Here is a 14,696-nt window from a genome sequence, read left to right on the forward strand (position 1 = left end):
ACCTATATTTCAGAAAATTTCCATTCTGATTCCTCTTTGATTTTATACACTGTTCTTTGCTTTAAATCTTCCTGTATATCATTGTCATATTCTTCAAATTTGGCAAAACTAAAATTGCCATTTACCTTCTCTACAAAGCTTGAGCCTAACACCAAACCAATTTTTCCGAAATCACCAAAGAAGTATTCCTCCAGTAAAGGGATAATTTCGTTCTTAAATGAATGTAGTAAAGAAACTGAGTCATTAACTTTTAAAAAATAGGAATGACCAATTCTATGATCTTTATCAATCAGTTTTTCTATTCTAGTATTAATTGTAGTTAAAAGAGATTCTAAATCAATCCCGTCAACTACGCCATTTACTTTACCGGACTTACTTTCTGTTTTGATTAGATGGGGTTTAGGTTTTATTTCCTCAAAATGAAAACGTCTTCTCAAAGCGGCGTCCAAAGCCTCAACACTTCTGTCTGCTGTGTTCATGGTACCGATGATATAAAGATTAGCAGGAACACTGAATTTATCTTTGCTGTAAGGCAACGTAACTTCCAGAGCTTCTACTTCCCCCAAACGTTTATCTTCTTCAATAAGAGTAATTAATTCCCCAAAGATTTGGGAAACATTTCCTCTGTTTATTTCATCTATAATGATAACAAAGTTTTGAGTATTCTTAATTGATTGATATGTATAATTGTATTTGGCTGTTAAATAACCAACTACACCTTTAAAATAACCTTCCCACCCTACAAATTGATTTTCACCATTTATTTGTTTTTGGATTTTCTCTTTTGTTAAAGTTCCTTGTTTTTCTTTATTAACACCAGTATGTAATGTTAGATTATCATTTGAATTTAAAGAAATTGAAAACTCTTTACCTGTTGGCGTTTTAAGAGTTATTTGATCTATTTCGCTTAATTCTTTTTTTAAATGGTCATAAGCAGTATTAAAATCGAGTTGATTTGGAGTAAGTGATGCTTGGCAAATGTTTTTAAAAATACCATTCTTAATGTTATAAACGACTTCATTTTCAAAAGTTTCAGGCTTGATTCCTTCAATAAAGTCTTCATAACTCATACTTTGATGAAAAGTAGTAAATACAATTTGACCTTCAACAATTAGCCTATCATATTCAGCTTTAATTTCTTTTCTTTCTTGTTTGAAATCAAAGTTAGGATTTGCAATAGCTATCGCTTTTTCTATGGTAGCATATGTTTTCCCAGTTCCTGGAGGGCCATATAGAATTTGGTTTAATGGAATATCTTTTTGGTAACTAGGATTTGTCATTGTTGTTGTAATTGTATTATTCAAAAGAGCTTCAACTTTATTAATCATATTTGAATTCGTAACCTCATAAACTGTTGTCCGGTTACCCTGGCTATTTTTTAAATTGGGTTTGAAAATTTTCCAATCCACCAATTTTTGATGTGAAAATTTATCGCTCGGATTGTAATAATAATTATCCTTGACAACTCCAATACCTAAGATGGTTTCCCCATCTTGTGCTAAAATTACATCTCCAATTTTAATATTACTATAGAAATTAAAAATTTCGCCTGCCTTCTTACTTAGGTTTAAATTATCATTATGAAAAAAACCTTGTCCTTTTAATAATGGTATAATTTGATTTTTTGAGGTTATTGTTGTATTATCTAAATCTCCTATTTCAGACCAACCAATACTTATCTTATCATCTGCTTTCATTATTTTCCAATAACTTTGATGGTCGTCTTTGGTACCTACTCTCCAATATTTTTTTTCAGAGCCAAGCTGTTTATCTAATGATTGATATAAAATATCTTGAGCTAACATTTTATGATTGATATCTTCAAATGAATTTAAGGGAATTTTGCTTTTGACTAAATCGATCAATTCTTGGTCATCTTTTACATAATCATCTATAAAATCATTTAATAATTCAAGATAATGAACATATTTTTGTCCTTTCTTTTTAGCTTTAATTCCTAAAAGGGCACAATATTTTTGATAAAATGAATGTTTGTATAATGTATATTTGTCAGGATTATGATAAGTTAAAAAAGTTGCCATAGTTCTCTCATCCTGATGGTGCGAGAACTTTTCTTCCGGTACAATTTGACGATAGATTTTAAGCGTTTCTTCGTTAAAATATTTAACTCTTTCTATCAAATCTATATTCTCATCAAATAACACTTTGAAACACTCCTTATACGGTTCGGTTCTATCTTGTGCAATGTGTTTGATTACAGCTTGACCGATTGGATAAATTAAATTGGCGAAGTTTATACTTTTAATTTCTTCGTAAAAATCAGCAGCATTGGGATTTGGTCTTCCTTTAAATTGGGCTATCAAATTCCATTTGTAAACTTCATCTTTTAAACCACCTTCACGAATGTGGTTTTTATATTTTCTAATAATTTCTTTAATAGGATCATCATGTGTATCAATAATCTGAAAAGCCATTTTTTTTAGATACTTATTTGTAGCTTCACCACCACCATAATTCCATACCTTTTCACCGTTCATTTGTTGATGGGCATACCGCATTACTTCTTTTGGCGGATAGTTTTTACCGTTGATCTCTACTTCCCAACGTGTTGGTGGTATTAATTCAATATTTTCTTCACCTATTTTTTCAATAGCTTTGAGGACATGTTCTTTTGTTATATCGTTTGGTTTGAATACCATATATTAAGTATAAAAATTATTCATAAAAACAGCATTGTTTACCAATGTTAATTTTAATATTGATTGCCAGTAATTTGAGCCATAAAGGACTCTATTTGAACTTTCTGTTTCAATTACACTATCAATGATTTCCGCCCTCGGTAACTTGTTTTTAAACGAATTAATTGTGTTAGATAATTCAGAAACTACTTTGTTGCTATTTTCTAAGAACCGATTTACTAAATCAAGTTTAATGTAATGACTTTCAATAACACTAAATAAATCAAGATCTATGTGATTTCTGTTATCAATGATAAATGTGAAATCAAGATTATGATCAACATTGACAAATAAATATTGTGTATCAGGCAAATTATCTAAATATAAATTTAGAAAAAGACTATTCAACCCATTTCTCCAATTAACACTTTTTTTGCCATTGCATTTTGAACAACTAGGAATTAAATTTTTTGGATGAACTGAAAATTCAGGAAATTCATCTTTAGGGAGAAAATGATCAAAAGAACTTACTTCTCCAATTGTACAATTTTGACAAGTATTTTCAACTCTATTGAATTCAGATGTTGTTAGTTTTATTTTTAACTTGCTAATTATGCTATTGCTATATGAATATAAATTTAATAGGTCTGTAGTTTGTTGAGCGTTAGAAATGCTTGGAATCATTGAAGTAAGACTATTGTCATTATAATTTGTATCATATTGAATAAAATTAATACCAATATTGGTCTTGTAAGTAACTAATCGGGCTTTGTAGTTAGGGTTTTTGATCGATTTTTTTTTTTGTTAATAATAACTCATCATAAAAATCTATTGATGACAAATCATAAGGATTAAGATTTTTCATAAAAAAGGCTTTTTAAGTATAAAATAGTATTAAGACTTAATGGTAAATTATCAGATTCTAATTTACTTTTAATCTGGTCGAATGTCAAATTTTTACTAACTAAATTTTTTAAAATCGATTCGTATTGTTTCGGGATTGATCTATTACCAAATATCTCTTCTGTTAAAACCGTTAGATTTTCTCCAAATGTTTCTTTTCCGATTTTTCTAACAGAAGCTATTTTTCCTTCTTTCTCAACTACAAAAATGTTTTTGGATAATAATTCTTGAACTATTAGAGGCGAATGAGTTGCAATAATACAATAAGATTGAAATTCATTTACTAAATTATAAATTGTATTAATTAATTGAGAAATTGCATTTGGATGCAAATGAGTTTCGGGCTCATCATAAAGAATTAATGAATCATAACGGATATTAGCAATGATTTCTGAAATAATAAAAAGAATTATACTTTGTCCTGAACTTAATACTTTTCTGATCTTGCCAAAACCATCTAGATCAACACTTAATTCTCCAACTGCATTTAATTTAATAAATTCATTAATAATTTCTTCATCTAAAAAATTCTCAAGTATGCTCTTCCACTGATTCATTCTTTGGATTTCCTTTATTCTTTTCCAAGTATTATGAAATCTTAATATTAAGCCTCTTTCTGTAATTAATTCTCCCTTATCATCTTTAAGACCACAATAAACATAGTTAAAGTTTTCCGTTTTTTTCGGAATTTTAAATCGATCAAAAGAACTATAAGAAACCGATATTATTTTGCTGAATAATGGTCTTTTTGGAAAAAACAATTCATCTTCATTATTTGCAATATCATGGGGTAAGGAAGTAATTAATTGTGTTTTTCCTGTACCATTTTTACCTATAAGAGCAAATATACGATTGGGCAGATAAATGCTGTTTTTGAAATCAAAATCTATTTCTAGGGTGTTCTCTGCAAACTTTGGTTTAAAGGTATATTTAAAACTATATAAGTTTGAAAGATCATAATTGTAGATTAGGTATTTTAATTCTCTTAAGAGTCTTTCTTGATTATTACCCCTAATTATTGAGTTTTTAAAATAATAAGTATTTTCAAATTTTTCTAAAATTTCACTATATAAACCTACGTCTTTTATCGCCCATAAAACAGCTTCAAAATCTTTACCTAAATATCTTTTAAGATTATTGTAGTATTCTATGTTTTGACCCAGTGAACAAAAACTATCATCTAACATTGTAAATGAGTCTTCTAAATATTCAATCAAAGTGTCTTCTTCATATTTTATTATTTTGACATCTCCGATGAAACATTTTATAGCATCACTGTTAAAATAAAATAGCCTGAATGAACTTCTAAAACTGTAATCATTCCAACCGTGATTGAAATCTAAAACAAAGCTCGGGAAAAGTTTAGGTAAACCATTGTCGTTTAAATTTATATTTGCTTTTTCAAAATTTAGAATGTAAAATGGAATATTGTTTATTTTTGTTTTGATTGGACTAAATCCACTTTTTTCAATAATTTCATGAACAGGTAATTCATTTTCATTATAGTCTGTTATTACCAATTCTAATTTCTCTTTTTCAAGATAAGAATTTATTAGGATTGCGTATTGAAAAATATCATTTTCATCTTTTCTAAATCTTGGATTAACTAACGTTTCTATAAACTTTTTAAATATATTTTCATCTGAGAACAATTTTAATCTTTCTATAAACAAATATTCATAATCCCAATCGTTATTGTTAATCATGTGTTGATAAATATCACCTCCAGCATCATTAAATCTACCATCTGTTGAAGGCATCGATTTTAAATCCCATATATTTTCAAGAAAAGGTATCAACCCATTATCGAAATCGCTAAAACCAAATGGATCCTCTTTTAAAAGTACTGTTTTAAAAATTTCTTGTTTTGTTTTTAATGAAATTGTCATCTTGTGAATTATAGTTTTCGATTTAATTTATACTCAGTTCTCTCCTCCGTAACCATTCCCAATTCCTCATCTATGTCTCCCACACTTACCCGACTATACTTCAATATAGGTAATAACCAATAGCAAAACGAGGTGGGTTGTTGAGCATATTACACTTAATCCCGCATTTCCGTCATAATCTCTTCAATCTCCCATTCGCCAGTAACAACTCCCACGTTTACACTTTGCATTTTACAGCCCAAACCGTCAAAAAAATAATGAAACGCAATTTGACCATTTACTTTCAAAACACCGTTTTGCTTATCTTCTTTCAGTTTTAAACGCCAAGTTCTGTGGAGCTGTGGGGAATGAAATACTAAAAACTCTGGAAGAATTCCTGTTTTTACAAATTCAATGCTTCCTCCAGACTGGATGGTTAACTTAATATCTGGGATGGTGTATATTGTATGTAGGTTTTTCAATAGCATTTAACAAAAATAGAAAACTAATGTTTCATTTGGTCATAATTGATGTAAAATAGTTCTTACCGAAATGAAGTAAATTGAATTATAGTTTCGAGGTCAGAAACTCTTGAAGAGTTGGGTATTAAATGTTGTTCAAGATAAGATTATGCTTTTCGAGAATAAGATAGATTACATGCATGTCAAAAATCGCAAAATTCAATGATGTGTATAAGATAAATGATAATTTATCGAAGAGAAATTAAATTTTATTTGCCTCTCATTTTATTAACCTTTCACTGTTATTTGTCCATTCATCAGCATAGGTAGCAACCAATCACGAAGCGAAGCGAGTTCTTGGTTTTGCTCGTCCAACTGTTTGATTTGTTTCAATTGAGGAAGTACAATTTTATTAAACTTTTTTTGTATTTCTAGATTAGGAATAACAACTAATATTTTTCGAAGCACATCTTGTCTAATTCCAAATACAGTACTACCACTAAGACTTCCCATAATCTGTGAATATCCATTTCCTTTTGATAATTCATAATACAAGTAAGTTGAAATAATCTTCAGTTGATTTGCTCTTATACCAAAAAGTCTTTGACTCATGCAATAATCGGTTTTTCCTTGAATAAAATAAAATTCACCAGCTGGAGCCTCAGAAGTCATCAAAATATCACCATTAATTAGTTTTGTTGGCATCCATTTGTTGTACAATTCTTTACTGACTTTATTTGCTTGCCTAAGATTATTTAATTTTCCTCCTTTAACAATTTTTGCTGATAAAGCTATTATGCCATTTTCATCATCAGTCCAATCACTTCCAAGTTTTTTTGGAGTTTTTCCTCTGTGATCTAAAATAGTTTCTATTACTTTATGTAAAGGTTTAACCTCTGAACCTTCCGGAATTTCTCTCTTCAATTCCTCGTTCCAAACCATTTTACCTCCCGAAGTTTTATAAGGATTCCCATTCGCGTCTGGAAAATCAAACTGCACAAACCAATAATCGTAAAGCGTTTTTGCCATCTGCTCTAAATTATCATTTATTTTATTGTTGAGTTGTATTTTATTATCTATTGCCGATAAAAATTCAGCAATTTTTTCTTGAACAGAAAAAGGAAAATCAGGTATTTCAAATTCTAATATTTGGTTTTTCTCCCCACGAGGCATCTTTGTGCCTTTTGCTCCTTTCATCATATGTTCAAAAAACGCATCTTGGAAAAGATTGTAATAAATGAATTTTGAAGAAAATTCGGTTTGTGTTTCAAAAGTTAAAACATCAGCAGAACAAATACCACTTCTGTTTGCAAACCATATTTTTTTAAGATAGGGTCTAATATTAGAAACTAAAATATTCCCATTTATATACTTAGGAAATGAATCTCCATTTGGTGGTAAGCTATTGGCAATTTTAATACCTAATTTATTCTGTAATAAATTATCGGTAGTAATATAGGTTTCTAAGCTAAGATCTTTATGATTGGATCGTAGTTTTGAATAAGAAACGACATTCTTTAATTTAATCTTTTTCATCTTATCCTATAAATTTTCTATGAGAATTTTTGACATTCGTTTGGTTTACCATGGCATAATGCATCGTGGTGTCAATTTTTACATGCCCGAGTAGTTTTTGCACTTGTTCTATTGGCATGCCTTTGTCAATCGCCATTGTAGCTAGTGTTCTTCTAAATTTGTGAGGATGTACCTTGTCAATTTGAGCCTTTTTACCCAATGTGCGTAATCGCATTTCAACTCCTCCAATAGAAAGTCTGTCATTAGGCTTTGCTAAAGAAACAAACAATGCTATGTTATCATCTGTTCTCGTTTCAAGATACTTTCTCAGATGAATTTTAGTGCGCGCATCAAAATAGACTTCTCGTTCACTGTTTCCTTTGCCAAAAACCACAATTTGTCGTTCGTAAAAATCGACATCTGTTCTATTTATTTTCACCAGTTCTCCTACACGCATTCCGGTAGAAGTAAGCAATTCTATCATAGCTAAATCTCTGATTTCAGAACAATTATCCCTAAGTATTTCGAGTTGCTCATCGCTTAAAGTGTCTTTTATAAGACGGCCTGTTTTTACTTTATGGATACGCCTTACAGGACTTTTTAAAATATAATCTTCATCTTCTAACCAAGAAAAAAAACTGGAAAAAATTCGTCGCATGTTATAGATTGTTACCCTACTGGATTTTTTTAATTCCTGATACTCGGATAAGTAGGTTCTCAAATCGTTAGTAGAAATATCTATGACTGATTTGTTTATTTTTTGAAGCATCTTTTCAATCGTATTGATATAATATTTCAATGATTTATCGGAGCAACCTTCTACTTTTTTTGAGGCAATAAAAAAAGACAAGATTTTCTGATTATTGGTTTTGGAGCATTTAATTTCACTATCAATTTCAGTAATACACAGATTATCAAGACTCCTAATAAGAACTATATTTAATAATTCCATTTGTTGTTGGCTTACTATTTCTGTCATTGCGGTTTTTATTTCCAAAATCAATTTCTCTTTCATGTGGTTTTATATTTTAAAATTATCAAACCGCAAATAAAGAGGAACAAAAGTAATCAATCAATAAGCTAAATGAAATGTTTATGTTCATAAAAAAATAACCTACAATATAAAAAAAAACTATTTTTTTTTGCGATATGAAAGGAAATAAGCTCTCCTATAATTTGTTAGTCTAAGTTAGAGAGACCTGATAGAATGATTCATATTGGTAGTAATAATATATTATATGTTTATGGTTATTTAGCGCGTTTTTTTTTGATCTCACTAATGAATTTTAATAATTATAAGGCAATCAGGCGAAGATTAGGTTACATAAATTATTATTAAAATAATATATTAGCCAAAGTTTATGTAGCCATTTTAAACACAAAATTAATCATGTCTGCGAAGACTGTAGTTACCTTATAGTTGGTATCATATAAGTTGGCAAACATTTTAAATAATCACAAAATAGTGAAATTAAAAAAAGCTAAATTAAGAAGATATGATGATGACGGTTGGACTGAAATAGTTCGCTCAGAATTGCCAATTGGAATGATTTCAATGATGATTAGTTTGAGAATAACTAATTTATCAAAATTTGTTTTGGCGACACAAAAAGGTGAAAAACAAATTTATGATCAGGAGAAAAAAACTGCAAAAAAAAGTTCTACCGATAGTGAAAAAATTGAAGTTCAAGAATACTATTTATATTTAAATGCAGTCGAATATTCAATACTTGAATTAAATCGAATAATCGAGGTTTATCATCATGAATTTATTGCACATATAACTGATGATTTTGAAATCGACTTGTCAAAAAGCCCGACATTTGATTTTTGTAAAACTAAATTTAAAGAATCAAATATTTATTTATCAAGAATTTCAGGTTATCATAGCGTTTTTGAAATTAGAAAGATCAGCAATGATTTAAAACATTCTTATATTCAAGAATATAGTCTAAGTAAAACATTGAAACTAAAATCGTTTAGAGATTTTGATAGAAAAATATTGGTAGATAAAGTAAATAAGTATTTTAAAGAAGTACCAATCTACATAAAATGTTTAGCAAATGAAATAAACGAAAAATATCCAAAAATCGAAAAAAGAGTTTCCTAGTAGCAGTACCGTTGTACAGCTTTTTTTAAAACGAAATGAAGAAAAATAATATAAAAACAAACCTCGGTTATGTTCTTTTAACTGAGGCTTGTTTTTGATTTTTCCGAACCAACTCAAAATTTATTGTCTGATGATTTCTTTTAATATATTCAGGCATACAATAAGTTCTTGCAAATCCTTTACATTAGCGGTTCTGTTCCATCCATAAGGGTCTGGGAGTCTAGATACATATTCTTTAAGATTCTGTATTTCCTTTTTTTGCTTTTTTTGAATATCAACACATGCTTGTGCAGCTTCACAAAGTTTAATTGACTCTGAGTGTAGGTAATTACCATTATTCTCAAGCTTTATAGCAATTTTAAATTCGATGTCCTTTAAGTACATAATTATGATTTTAAATTAATAATGTTTCAAAGGTATATAATGGCTTTAGATAGAAAAAGGACACAAAAAAGCAGTGATATTTTAAGACCATTTTGCTAATGCGAATGTCTCGTTATTGTAATGAATCATTTGTTTATGCTGTACAATGAATGTATTTTGATTTACTATCCATTGCTACAAACTTACAATTAATTCAAAACGGGAAATAACCTAAAAACTAGAGAAAAATGTTTTCTCAATGTAGTTTTTGTTTACAAATTAGTGTCGCAAATCCGTTGTCGTTGAAACAAAATCGTGAGATTTAGTAGGACACGTATTGATTAAAATGACCCTTAGTAGAATGGATTTCTAGCAAGATATGAGATAAATAAAATATTTAATTACAGATTGTTATTTTAACTTTACAGTATAATTAAAATTCTACTCAAAATGGAAAAATGGTCAACTGATATCATAGAATGGAATAAGCTTTCGGAAAGCGCAGCGCAATTATATATCACATTAGCTGAAAACAGACTTGATGAAACAGTTGAGACTGCAAAGAACATAACCGATAGAAATGATAAGTTACTTGCACTCAATATAACCATTATTACTGCTATATTAGGATATTTAACTTCAAAAGGATTGGAGAAGATTCTAAATAGTTATCTCTCTATTTCCTTGTTTGCAATGATGCTAATACTCATTTTGTCGCTAGTATATCTTGTTAAAAATTTATTTTTATATAAAATTGGCACAAAAGGTGAAGAACCAAGATTTATACTTAATACCCGTTTTGTCGATGATTATCCGGATAATGAACAGTATTTAAATTTGGCTCTTCAAGTGTGTGAAACTTATCAAAATAAAATAACTTCTAATATTACAATTAATAATAGAAGAAACAGAAGGCTTTCTTGGGCAATTTATATTATGCTTAGTTTGCCGCTTAGCTTTCTGATTTCGTTTGCGTACTGGTACTTGGTTCGGTAACTGTTCCTCTTACTTCATAAGATGTTTCGTCAGTAACAGTTCTTGGTCTGCTTGGTTCTGGTTTTTGTTCTTCTTTATCTGCCATTTTTGTGTTTTTTTTATTTTGATTTATTCAGTGAATGTAAAAATAGGTAAATTTATTCTTTCTAATTGGAATTACGATTGTACATTTTTTAATGATGAATTTCAATTTGAATTATAAAGAATAAGAGGATTCCGTAGGTCAAATATTAATCTATATTCAAGTCTAACTGATTTTTGTCATCTGTACTAGTACCTATTGATACTTAGGAAAGAAGTTTTTTTTACTACTTATTTTTATAATGTTCGTTATTACAGACAAAATCGACTTATTTGTCTGAAATAACAAACATTTTAATTTATAGTCTTTAAAGATTTTTTTATTCATTAGTTCCATTCGAGACATTGCGAGCCTTAAAATTGCTCAACTTTGATTTTAATAAATCCATATCCTCACTCACTTTTTTATCTAGGATTTTAGCATAGTGCTGTGTGGTTTTTATGCTTTTATGTCCTAACATTTTGCTCACGCTTTCTATGGGAACGCCATTTGTAAGGGTTATAGTCGTCGCAAAAGTGTGACGGGCAATATGGAAGGTTAAATCTTTTTTAATACCGCAAACATCTGCTATTTCCTTTAAATAGCTATTCATTTTTTGGTTGGTCAAAACCGGTAATAGTTTGTCTTCATTTACACATTGTGGATGATCGCCATATTTCAGAATTAGCTCTTCCGGAATTGGGAGAAGTGGAATGCGAGAAGCGGTTTCTGTTTTCTGGCGATGGGTAAATATCCATTTCCCGCCGTCAATACCCATACTGATATTTGATATCGTTAAGTTTTTGACATCTATATAAGCCAGACCAGTAAAGCAGCTGAAAACGAAAATATCTTTTACCAGGTTTAGTCTCTCGGTTGCAAATTCTTTGTAATAAATATCCTGGACTTCTTCCTGAGTTAGATACTCTCTTTCGACTTCACGAATTTTTGCTTTATAATTAACAAAGGGATCTTTGTCTAGCCATCCATTTGAAATGCAGATTTTGATTATTTTCTTGAAGTTCTTGATGTATTTTACAGCAGTATTGTTGGCGCATTTGCGAACACTTCTCAGAAAGAATTCGTATTCTGTTATGAAAGAATGGTCAATGTTTTTAATGTCGATATCCGAAACGGAATATTTCCATTGTATGAATTCAATAGTATGCTTCAGGGATGTTTTGTAACGCTCCAATGTTCCGGGAGCAAATTCTTGGCCCACCAGAGTTTCCACTTTGTTGTTATGATCTTGAAAAATCGGAACCAACATTCTGGCTCTTTGGTCGGTTCCCTGAAGTTTGGCTTTTAGAATCGTTGAGGTCGCTTTTGTTTTGTCCTTCATTACAGAATGATGCGCATCGTAAACTTCCTGTTCCAGTGTTTTGAGGTATCTATTTAGGGATTTTACTTCTTCTGATACTCCAGTAACCTTTTGGAGTTTGTTGTCCCATTTGTTGGGCACAATATATCTTTTGGAAGCAATGTCTTTCGGAACACCATCAATGGTGATTCGCAGATAAATAGGAACGGTGCCGTTGGCTTTGATTTTACTTTTCTTGATAAAGAAAAGTAGGTTGAATGTTTTGTTCATAATGTGGTGACTTTAAGTTTGATAAAATTATTCATCTTAAACACTTAAAACAAGATGTTCAACCCGTGAACGCCTTATTATACAAGTGCTCCAGCGGTTTTTGATGACCCATTTGAGATTTTCAGAATGGGACACTAAATAGGACACTGAAAGGATACCATTTAATGAACTTTATTGGTATAGCCACCAAGCAAAAAACGCCGTAAATCTTAAGATTTACAGCGTTTTAGCCTTTTTAGTATTTCTACTGGCGGAGAAAGAGGGATTCGAACCCCCGGACCTGTTACAGTCAACAGTTTTCAAGACTGCCGCATTCGACCGCTCTGCCATTTCTCCAGTATGTTGCTATCATTGCTGATTGCGAGTGCAAATATAAGAACCTTTTTTGGTTGTGCAAGTGTATTTTTAGAAAAAATTCATCTTTTTTTTAAGGATTTTTTTAATTGTTTCATTTGCTTTGCTTTAGGCGAAAAATAATTTTCAAAAAAGTTTAGTGGCCATTTTGTGATTAGTGAAAAGTGATTGATAATTGGCTTTGAATGATGCTATGATACCATTTAGAAATAAATTAATATCCAGTTTTATCTCTTTCGGATGGAGTCGGAGTGAGGGCTAATTATAAAAAACGATATTGTATTTCCAATAGCTATACTTTTAATTGGTTTTAGATATAGTTTAAAGCAATATATAATAATGTGTTTTCTTTTCCTCCAAAACATTATTAGCTACAAATCGAACAATTTTTTACATGTCTTATCTCTAATTTTTTAAATTGTCCTATTACTAGCGATAAAATACTGATAGAGTATAAAAATGCTCTATTTTTATTGGACCATAGCGGATAAGTAATCGGTAATAATTTGTGCTAAATTCTGTAATTTGTATTCTATAAATGAGTGCTTTTACCTTGCAGATTCTGTATGGTCCGTCAAATCTATGTGCTTTCAGTGCAGAGTGGTTTGGTTTCAATCAAAAAAGAGCATAAAAAAATCCTTCTAAATATATTTCAGAAGGATGATTTTATTCATTTTTGCAAATAGTAAAGTTACTAAAACTAATACTTCACAAAATCTTTTATTTCCAAGCCGTATCCTATCATTCCTACGCGTTTCGTTTGTTCGGTATTTGATAATAATCGAATTTTTGAAATGTCAATATCATGTAATATTTGAGCACCTATACCAAAATCTTTGTTGTCCATCTTGATTTGTGGCGCTTTGAATTCCCCTTGTGCTTGTAAAACTTTTAATTCGGATATGCGGTTCAGTAAATCTATTGAAGCCACTTCTTGATTAATGAATAATACTGCACCTTTACCTTCCTGGTTAATCAATTGAAACATGTCATCCAATTTTTTATTGGCATCATTGGTCAACGTTCCTAATATGTCATTGTTAACCGAAGTAGAGTTGATTCGTGTCAATACCGCTTCACCTATATTCCAAGTTCCTTTGGTTAAAGCAATGTGGATTTGTTTGTTGGTGGTTTGTTGGTACGCTCTTAATCTAAATGAACCAAAACGGGTTTCAATATCAAAATCTTCTTTTTTGACAATCAAACTGTCGTGTTGCATTCTATACGCCACTAATGCTTCGATGGAAACCAATTTTAAATTAAATTTCTTAGCGACTTTTACCAATTGTGGCAAACGAGCCATTGTTCCATCTTCATTCATTATTTCGACAATCACTCCAGCAGATTTGAATCCGGCCAATCTTGCAAAATCAATTGCTGCTTCGGTATGCCCAGTTCTTCTCAAGACACCTCCTTGTTTGGCTATCAATGGAAAAATGTGGCCTGGACGTGCTAAGTCATGCGGTTTGGTATTTGAATCTACTAATGAAAGTATTGTTTTGGCTCTATCGGCAGCTGAGATTCCTGTCGTTACCCCATTACCCCTTAAATCCACCGAAACGGTAAATGCTGTCTCCATAGGGTCGGTATTGTTACTTACCATCACATGTAATCCAAGTTCTTTACAACGGCTTTCAGTAAGCGGCGCACAAATTAAACCTCGGCCATGTGTCGCCATAAAGTTGATCATTTCGGGTGTTACTTTCTCAGCAGCAGCCAGAAAATCACCTTCATTCTCGCGATCTTCATCGTCAACAACTATGATTATTTTGCCTTGACGAATGTCCTCAATGGCTTCTTCTATAGTGTTGAGTTGTATTTTGTTGGTAGACATC

At 30.6% G+C, this 14,696-nt stretch carries 12 protein-coding genes and 1 tRNA gene; 2 read left to right on the forward strand and 11 right to left on the reverse strand.

Annotated features, from left to right (window positions below; all coding sequences use genetic code 11):
* Positions 1 to 2 precede the first annotated feature (2 nt).
* From OZP06_RS14490 to xerA, 6 genes are all read right to left on the reverse strand, one after another.
* On the reverse strand, positions 3 to 2,660 hold the full coding sequence (locus tag OZP06_RS14490) for an AAA family ATPase (RefSeq protein WP_281323895.1): 2,658 nt from the start codon (positions 2,658 to 2,660) through the stop codon (positions 3 to 5).
* A 3-nt stretch (positions 2,661 to 2,663) separates the two neighbouring features.
* The gene (locus OZP06_RS14495; protein ID WP_269222496.1) at positions 2,664 to 3,323 is read right to left on the reverse strand and encodes an HNH endonuclease; all 660 of its coding nucleotides are present in this window, start codon (positions 3,321 to 3,323) and stop codon (positions 2,664 to 2,666) included.
* A gap of 167 nt (positions 3,324 to 3,490) precedes the next feature.
* Positions 3,491 to 5,431: an AAA family ATPase gene (locus OZP06_RS14500; RefSeq protein WP_269222497.1), complete on the reverse strand. Its 1,941-nt coding sequence runs from the start codon at positions 5,429 to 5,431 to the stop codon at positions 3,491 to 3,493.
* 155 nt (positions 5,432 to 5,586) lie between these two features.
* Positions 5,587 to 5,892 carry a hypothetical protein gene (locus OZP06_RS14505; RefSeq protein WP_269222498.1) on the reverse strand — a complete coding sequence of 102 codons (306 nt, stop codon included), beginning with the start codon at positions 5,890 to 5,892 and terminating at the stop codon, positions 5,587 to 5,589.
* A 267-nt stretch (positions 5,893 to 6,159) separates the two neighbouring features.
* Positions 6,160 to 7,407: a restriction endonuclease subunit S gene (locus tag OZP06_RS14510; RefSeq protein ID WP_269222499.1), complete on the reverse strand. Its 1,248-nt coding sequence runs from the start codon at positions 7,405 to 7,407 to the stop codon at positions 6,160 to 6,162.
* Position 7,408: 1 nt separating this feature from the next.
* The gene (xerA, locus tag OZP06_RS14515; protein ID WP_281323896.1) at positions 7,409 to 8,401 is read right to left on the reverse strand and encodes a site-specific tyrosine recombinase/integron integrase; all 993 of its coding nucleotides are present in this window, start codon (positions 8,399 to 8,401) and stop codon (positions 7,409 to 7,411) included.
* A 450-nt stretch (positions 8,402 to 8,851) separates the two neighbouring features.
* Between xerA and OZP06_RS14520 the strand changes: the two genes are divergently transcribed.
* On the forward strand, positions 8,852 to 9,496 hold the full coding sequence (locus OZP06_RS14520; RefSeq protein WP_281323897.1) for a hypothetical protein: 645 nt from the start codon (positions 8,852 to 8,854) through the stop codon (positions 9,494 to 9,496).
* 120 nt (positions 9,497 to 9,616) lie between these two features.
* On the opposite strand, the gene OZP06_RS14525 is transcribed toward OZP06_RS14520, so the two are convergent.
* On the reverse strand, positions 9,617 to 9,880 hold the full coding sequence (locus OZP06_RS14525; RefSeq protein WP_269222503.1) for a hypothetical protein: 264 nt from the start codon (positions 9,878 to 9,880) through the stop codon (positions 9,617 to 9,619).
* A 429-nt stretch (positions 9,881 to 10,309) separates the two neighbouring features.
* Between OZP06_RS14525 and OZP06_RS14530 the strand changes: the two genes are divergently transcribed.
* The gene (locus tag OZP06_RS14530; RefSeq protein WP_269222504.1) at positions 10,310 to 10,855 is read left to right on the forward strand and encodes a hypothetical protein; all 546 of its coding nucleotides are present in this window, start codon (positions 10,310 to 10,312) and stop codon (positions 10,853 to 10,855) included.
* Here the strand turns inward: OZP06_RS14530 and OZP06_RS14535 are convergent.
* From OZP06_RS14535 to ribB, 4 genes are all read right to left on the reverse strand, one after another.
* Entirely contained in the window at positions 10,812 to 10,940 is a 129-nt protein-coding gene (locus OZP06_RS14535; RefSeq protein ID WP_269222505.1) for a hypothetical protein, read from the reverse strand. The two genes, OZP06_RS14530 and OZP06_RS14535, sit on opposite strands and share 44 nt — an antisense overlap.
* 316 nt (positions 10,941 to 11,256) lie before the next feature.
* Positions 11,257 to 12,507: a site-specific integrase gene (locus OZP06_RS14540; RefSeq protein ID WP_269222506.1), complete on the reverse strand. Its 1,251-nt coding sequence runs from the start codon at positions 12,505 to 12,507 to the stop codon at positions 11,257 to 11,259.
* A 248-nt stretch (positions 12,508 to 12,755) separates the two neighbouring features.
* Positions 12,756 to 12,843: transfer RNA gene (locus OZP06_RS14545), tRNA-Ser, on the reverse strand.
* Between the two features lie 718 nt (positions 12,844 to 13,561).
* A complete protein-coding gene (gene ribB, locus OZP06_RS14550) occupies positions 13,562 to 14,695 on the reverse strand; it encodes a 3,4-dihydroxy-2-butanone-4-phosphate synthase (protein ID WP_269222507.1) in 1,134 nt (377 codons plus the stop codon).
* Between the last annotated feature and the right edge of the window lies 1 nt (position 14,696).

The sequence above is a fragment of the Flavobacterium sp. IMCC34518 genome (assembly GCF_027111095.2).
Classification (GTDB): Bacteria; Bacteroidota; Bacteroidia; order Flavobacteriales; family Flavobacteriaceae; genus Flavobacterium; species Flavobacterium praedii.